The organism is Haloferax sp. Atlit-10N, assembly GCF_003586325.1.
Lineage (GTDB): Archaea > Halobacteriota > Halobacteria > Halobacteriales > Haloferacaceae > Haloferax > Haloferax prahovense.
Genome location: NZ_PSYX01000170.1, coordinates 1 through 445 on the forward strand (window position 1 = coordinate 1; position 445 = coordinate 445).

Below are 445 nucleotides of genomic sequence, written 5' to 3' on the forward strand. Positions count from 1 at the left end.
GGACAACGTGACGATTGGCGCGAATACCGTCATTACGAATACAATCGTCTTTGAAGACGCGGTGATCGAACCCGGCTCAGTAATCTCTGACTGCATTATCGGTTCGGGAACTACTATCGGCCCACTAAATTCAGTTGAGGGCGGTCGAACCGATGTCCGCGTCGGCGATAAACTGTATACAGACGTCAAATTTGGTGGACTAGTCGGGGACAACGTCCATACTGCGGGAAACGTGACAATCGAACCAGGAACGGTCATCGGGAATGACGTCTCTGCGGAAAGCGGGTCAACACTAACTGGTCACATTTCGGAGGACGCACGCGTCTTCCGAGGGTAACGAGATAAAACAGACGTAAGGGTGTTATTGACAAATCATGCCACCTATCTGTATATTCAGGTTTGAATTAGTCGCTCCAATAACACTAAATAGCTTCATTCTGAACTG

General features: G+C 48.8%; 1 pseudogene. It reads left to right on the plus strand.

The window, feature by feature from the left end:
* Positions 1–337: pseudogene (locus tag C5B91_RS21710) on the plus strand (glucose-1-phosphate thymidylyltransferase); the annotation flags it as partial.
* Between the last annotated feature and the right edge of the window lie 108 nt (positions 338–445).